4 protein-coding genes are annotated in these 6271 nt (G+C 41.2%); 1 reads left to right on the top strand and 3 read right to left on the bottom strand.

Translation table 11 applies throughout. From position 1 onward, the window contains the following. Window positions 1–1478: 1478 nt before the first annotated feature. Together DFQ01_RS28375 and DFQ01_RS28370 are read right to left on the bottom strand one after the other, a co-directional pair. The gene (locus DFQ01_RS28375) at window positions 1479–1922 is read right to left on the bottom strand and encodes a hypothetical protein (RefSeq protein ID WP_146216938.1); all 444 of its coding nucleotides are present in this window, start codon (window positions 1920–1922) and stop codon (window positions 1479–1481) included. Next, window positions 1919–2479, bottom strand: coding sequence for an FRG domain-containing protein (locus tag DFQ01_RS28370; protein WP_174812637.1), 561 nt, complete (start codon window positions 2477–2479; stop codon window positions 1919–1921). Before DFQ01_RS28370 ends, DFQ01_RS28375 begins: the two co-directional genes overlap by 4 nt. A gap of 1067 nt (window positions 2480–3546) precedes the next feature. Here DFQ01_RS28370 and DFQ01_RS28365 point away from each other — a divergent pair. Beyond that, on the top strand, window positions 3547–4611 hold the full coding sequence (locus DFQ01_RS28365; RefSeq protein WP_110047300.1) for a glucosaminidase domain-containing protein: 1065 nt from the start codon (window positions 3547–3549) through the stop codon (window positions 4609–4611). Window positions 4612–4765: 154 nt separating this feature from the next. Here DFQ01_RS28365 and DFQ01_RS28360 read toward each other — a convergent pair whose 3' ends face one another. Continuing rightward, entirely contained in the window at window positions 4766–6268 is a 1503-nt protein-coding gene (locus DFQ01_RS28360; protein WP_110047299.1) for an ABC transporter substrate-binding protein, read from the bottom strand. Between the last annotated feature and the right edge of the window lie 3 nt (window positions 6269–6271).

Below are 6271 nucleotides of genomic sequence, written 5' to 3'. Positions count from 1 at the left end.
CTGACGAAATTAATGTGGCAGCCTTATGCCGAGTGGCTTCAACGGATGAAGCAGAAACCAAGTCGGGTATCTCTAGGAAGACGACGAAAAACGACAGTCGACTGATCCACAAGTGCAGCCGTCATTTTACTCATGTGAACATATTTACATAATTAAACCAAATGAATAGAGCTACCTCTAAGAGGCGCTCGACCTTTTGGGTTTCGGATCAAAAAGACATTATCATAATTTTCAGACAGAAAGTAGATCAGTGTTTATGCAACGCTAGTGATTTTCTTCGTTAATAAATGTTTCTAAAATATCCTTGTAATATCCATTAAATCCACCTTTTTTATATTTTTTAATATCAATTCTTTCTCTTAAATATTAATTCCGGCATTGCGTATAACGTCTTTGTATTCACGAACCCTCACTGGCTTAAGCTCGCTAGCGCGGGTCCGACGGACTTAGCCAGTGCAGGGTTGTCCGGCTGCTTCCACTTCCCTGAAACCCCTCTGCCGGACCGAGGGCCGGACGGCCCGATGCGTGAATATGGTGATGTTCGAGCCCTCTTTGAATCAGCTCTAATCTATCCCTTAATAATTGCACTTGAAATGTTCTTCAAATAATCTCCCATTAAAATTTATAAGTTCCTATATCCAATGATCTATCATTTTCATATCTAAAATCAGTCCATGTAATTATTTCTTCTTCTCGTTTAATTGAAACGGTAATTGCTCCACAACCGAGATCTGCACACATTGGACATATCTATTTATCTCTTTCCTTAGCTTTCTGAACCCTTCCTCACCAGATACAACAATTGATTCAATAATATTATGTATATTCCCTGCAGCTAATCTCTTTCAATGAGTTTCTCCAACTCCATTCGACAATGCCTATTTTGTATTTTGTCTTCGCTAAATGGAGGACATCTTCGGCTCCTTCTTCAAATAATAATCCCTGTATGTATTCGATAGCATTTCATTCATGGTACAACTCATTTATGTTTATGGAATCTCGAAACGAACTAATCAAAACGTCTTCTATTGATTTATGGGAACCTCTTTTGTTCACAAAATCCATTCAGTACCTACTACAATGTTCGTAATAATATTCACTAAAATTATCCATACATGAATACCATCATCCTCGACTTAATTATATTTTCGTATATTGTCTTTGGGTGCACGGAGCCTTTCTAGGTACATAGCTAGAGCAGTGTTATCACTCTAATAACAAAGTAGTTGAGTTAGATAACCCCGCATGGTTAAGTCCGCCGTGCCAGTGCTGCCGATTTCAAGTCTGTGAGGATACGTGAATATATAGACGTTATTAGAAATTTGGTTGAATATTTTTAGAGACATATAAGGTAGAATTAAGTTGCTCCAGCTTCTTCGAAATCCCCTGCCATCGGGGACGTATTTACCCGGTACGTGTATATATTGTTATTGGGTAAGGATGTCTTCCTCAAGTTAGTTCTACTCGCTCGATTTAAATTATCGAGAGTATTCTCTCATTCTTAAATTATATGCAACGTTATCTTCCAATAATTTTTTAACACCTTCAAAACCTGAAAAAATTCTATCAGCACCACATCCGATTTTTACCAAATATTCATAAATACTTGTACACTTTTTTATTGGGATATAGAACTTATAAATAAGAGGATCTTGTTCCTCCTCATGTGCTCTGCCCCATGATATATCTTTTAAATTCACGTATTCCTGAATCAACACATCTAATGATTCCTTTCTTACTATTGGAAAAGAAACGTTCTGCCTGGACATTAAGTCATGAATGTATACAGTTTCGTACTCCCATGCACTTAATACTCCCCTTTGATTATTTAAGTTTGGATTCTTTTGATGTTCCGGAATAACTAAACGTAAAGGAATTCTATCTACAGTATTTTTTAAAAACTCAATAGTAAAATAATTCAAGGCGTACAATACCATATATTTGGAGTCATCTTTATATAAGCGCCAGAACTTGCAAAATACATTGAAGTGTAGATGTCTCTACTCCAATCTATCATTCTGGTTGGTAAACCATAGTGCTGAGCAAGCGCCGCAATCTCTAGTACTGTATTAGGAAGCCATATATCACCTATTTCATTCCTTAAGATATCAATCGACATAATTGGATCCAGACTATACCTCCTGAACAGTGGAACATCTGGAAGCAATAGACCATTGAAATTTGAATTCACATAAAAGTTTTTTAAAACATTTAGCTCTGCGGTTTGATAAAATGACTCAAATTGATGCTGAGGATGTGAATCATTCATATCAATACCTGCATATCCATATAAGTTGTTTATACTCTTAGAGTTTTCTCTCAATGAGGTAGGTAGCAATTTTTTGAATAGTTCACTATGTTCTCCTCTAAACAAATACCCTGAAAATAAGAAGGAATATTTACCTGTAGGAGAGAATTCTCTGAAAAAATCAATATCATCATCAAGCCATATTTCTTTTAATACTTTTTTTGTAGCCATTTTTTTCCTCACTTTATAAATAGATTCTGTGAATATTTGAATCCTTCTCCAATAACATATCATCTTTGGTTTCAATAAACCTCATTGGTTTAAGCAGCATCAACGGGGGGTTAAACGGACTTAGTCCATTGCAAAGTTGACGGTTTGTCATACAGCACGTAATCCCAGCATGCCCCTTGCAAATCCTAGGGCCGAATAGCCCAATTCGTGATTATGATGATAAGTAAAGTTCCTGCCTCCTTAAAATAATAACTATTTGTTATAAATATTTAAAGATTTGAATTCTCCAATCAAGCATTTTAGTAATTACCACTCCTCCATCATCCGCAACCTATATTGTTACTTCTTTTTCTAACGTATTGTTACTAATTGATTTTAATGTCAGATCCCTACCATCCGAATGAGGCATAATAGATTTACTTAATCTTTAACACAAATAGACTCTATATGATCATACGAAGAGCTTATCTTCTAGCGTTGCCACGTAATTTCTAGGATAAATGAGTCGATCATTCATAAGAGCTAAATTAACATCTAAAACCTAGCACTCTAACGAATCCAAAGAGCTTTATTACACAAATGCCACCGGATTCCCATCCACTTACGAATCCCAGACAACTTATTAGTTTACAACCACATCCGAGCATTTGGCAGCCAATAGCGATAATCAGATTCGTTGGAGCAGCACAACACTCCATCCAGACCAAATAGCATCTGCCTGGTTCGTTAGCTTCATTAGCCACAATCGATGAGGCCAGGATCGCCTCGTTAGCTATCTCCTCTACGTCTCGAACAAGTTAAGATTTTCTCATAGTCAATAAAAATCGTTCAAAACCGTGCCAAGTACGGTTTTTTTGTTTGAATCCGACAAATTTACAAGCTGGGGGTTTCCGATCGTTTGACAGGGTTTTCGCCGGTCATTCGTTACAATCTGTTTAACTTGTCTAGCTCAAGTTTCACAAATACAGTCGTGATGATGTCATCCTTTCCCTGTCTAATTGAACGTTGGGATCATTTGAATTATTACGATCCGCATCATACCCATTACGAAATAGGAGTGGATATTCATGCGAAAAGAAAATCGTCAATCACTAATTACGTATTCCATAACCGTTATCGTTGCGTTTACCGTCGGTTTATATTTTGGAGCCTTCTCGAATCCTTTCGCCATAGCCGCCCCGCAGGCCGCTACTCCGCTTGTAGAAACGAAGCAATTGACGCAATCCGAACCGTTGTTCTCGCTGCCGCTGTCCGCTGCCGTTCAATTACCGCTGAGTCCTCCGCAAGTTCCTCCTGTTCTAGAGAAGGCGACTCCCGCCGCAGCCAATCCAATAGATAAGCCAGAGATTAAAGTACCGGAGCAAGCTCCTGCAGCCAAAACGAATCAAGAAATCACACCTCCGCCGGTAGTTCTTACATACGAAACGACGGCTGATTATCTTAACGTCCGGGTATCCGCGCACAACAAATCCGATATCATTAACGTCGTGGAAAAAGGGACGGTTCTAGAAGTGTCATCTGTGACCGAGAACGGTTGGCTTCAATTAAAGGACGGGGGATTCGTGCATGGCGGGTACGCCAAGCCAATCAAGACGGAAGAGATTACAGCAGCTCCGCTGCAGAAGGCCGATAAGGAAGTCAAGACGTTATCCGCTAAGGAAGTCAAGGTCAAGACGCTATCGGTCGAGACAAAGGTAAACGAACCGACGTCCAAAGTCGAATCAATCTCCGGCCTGACCGCTGAGCATATCGCGACTATTTTGAAAGGGACAGATTTGGAAGACCAAGGCTTGGAGGAAGCGATTCTACAAATCGAAGACGAGTATGGCATCAATGCGTTTTTTACGATCGCGGTCATGAAGCTGGAAAGCGGGAACGGCAGCAGCAAGCTGGCAAGAAAAAAGAACAATTTGTTCGGTCTCAACGCTACAAGCGGCGACGCGTACAACAAAGGTCTCAGCTTCAAAACGAAAGCCGATTGCGTACTCAAATTCGGAGAACTGATCGCGAGCAAATACATAGAGAAAGGCTATACGACCATCGAGAAAGTCGCGAAAAAATATTGTCCGGCCAACTCGAAATGGCCTAGCCACGTGAAAGATATCATGGAACGAGATCAAGATCTTCTATGATTGACGATTACTTTCCTGAAGCCTTAAGAACCTGTTGAAGTTAAGTAAAAGTAAATGCCAACAAGCCCGCACCTTATTCGGCGCGGGCTTGTTGGCATTGCATGATTGTGCTTGCTGTATCTTGAAATGTCACCGACCGTACTATTCCAATCGACTATTTTTTAGATGCAAGCCAAGCATCGAGCTGCTTTTGCTTCTCTGCGACGATTTTATCCATACCAGCTGCTTTCAGCTTGTCGATGAACACCGGAAGAACTTTATCCGGATCCACGCTGCCAGTCTCCAACGCTGCAACGTATTGGGCTGTCACATTTTTCACAGCAGCAACCTCAGACTTCACCGCATCCAGATTAGGCGTGAATCCTAGCGCAGGTGAAGCTATCGTTTGGAATGCTGCCGCATCGCGAGTGCCGACATCTTCTCCTGCTTCCAGATACGTAAGAGATACATCGCCGAACATGAATGACTGATGCAGCTCATAACCGCTGTTCGCAACACGCGTGATAGTATTATCGCTGTTCTTGGTATAATGTTTGCCTTCGATCCCGAAGTTAATTAAGTTCAAGATATCTTTATCTGTATACATCAAATTCAGGAATTCCAACGCTTTATCCGGATTTTTGGAGTTCTTAGCAGGAATCGCCCAGTCCAATCCCAACACATCTTGCGTTCTTAACAGAGGCTGCTGCAGCGACACCTTTACCATTTCCATACCTACGTTTGCGGAACTGATTTTTTCTCTGCTTGGGCCATCGGAATCATATAACGAGAATGCCTTTCCGGATTTGAGCAAATCCGTGTTGTTTACTTTGGTATTGACGGCATCCTTTGGAATGAACCCTGCTTCGTACCAGCTTCTCATTTTTTTAAGTGCATTAGCATAGGCTTCTGTCTCATACAGATCCACGACCTGCATGCTGCTGTTCGAGGTATCGAGTACGCCAAGCCCATCAGTCAGCGTATCAATCGTACCAAGACTCTGAATGAGTGAGGTCATTGGCATTGTGCCTGTAGGCGTCGGCGCAATAACAGTCAAATCCGGATTTTTCTCATGAATGGTTTGGAACAGCTTGTCCAGATCGTCCGTCGACGTAATGGAGCTTGCTTCAATACCTGCTTTATCCAGTACATCTTTGCGCATATAAATGGCAGAGCCGCCTAACGGCAGTTGGTTGACAGGGGTTGCATAAATATTCCCATCAATACGGGCCGACTCCAGCTTTTCTCCTAATGATTCCTGGATACCTTGACCGTATTTCTCAATCAAGTCGTCTAGCGGCAAAAGCTGCTTTCTCGCCACCATGCCTCCGTAAGTAGCGAAATCTGTCAGCATTAGATCCAGCTTTTCTCCGCCGGTCAGCATGAGATTCGATTGCTGTGTCCATTGTCCAATCGGCACAGCTGCAAATTTAACTGTAGCGTTAATTTTCGCTTTCGTAATTTTGCTTATCTCCGCCTCTACGGCTGCCAGATCGTTAGGTACGTTGCTCAATATCGGGAATCCCAATACAACCTCATACGTTTCAGCGGAGCTTGTGTCACCGTTGGAAGAATTTCCGGACGTATTCGTATTATCTGTCTGATTCGAACTACATGCGGTCAATAAGGCTATCGCTGCTAGTAATGAATAACATGATGCTTTCTTTAAGCGTTTCATACG

Source organism: Paenibacillus cellulosilyticus, from assembly GCF_003182255.1.
GTDB classification, from domain to species: Bacteria; Bacillota; Bacilli; order Paenibacillales; family Paenibacillaceae; genus Paenibacillus_T; species Paenibacillus_T cellulosilyticus.
Note: the sequence above shows the minus strand (reverse complement) of the source record. Positions and strands in the feature narration are given on the sequence as shown.

Bases quoted from the DNA above. Each gene is read 5' to 3' on its own strand.
- DFQ01_RS28365 (WP_110047300.1), top strand. From the start codon at position 3,547: ATGCGAAAAGAAAATCGTCAATCACTAATTACGTATTCCATAACCGTT.
- DFQ01_RS28370 (WP_174812637.1), bottom strand. From the start codon at position 2,479: ATGGCTACAAAAAAAGTATTAAAAGAAATATGGCTTGATGATGATATT.
- DFQ01_RS28360 (WP_110047299.1), bottom strand. From the start codon at position 6,268: ATGAAACGCTTAAAGAAAGCATCATGTTATTCATTACTAGCAGCGATA.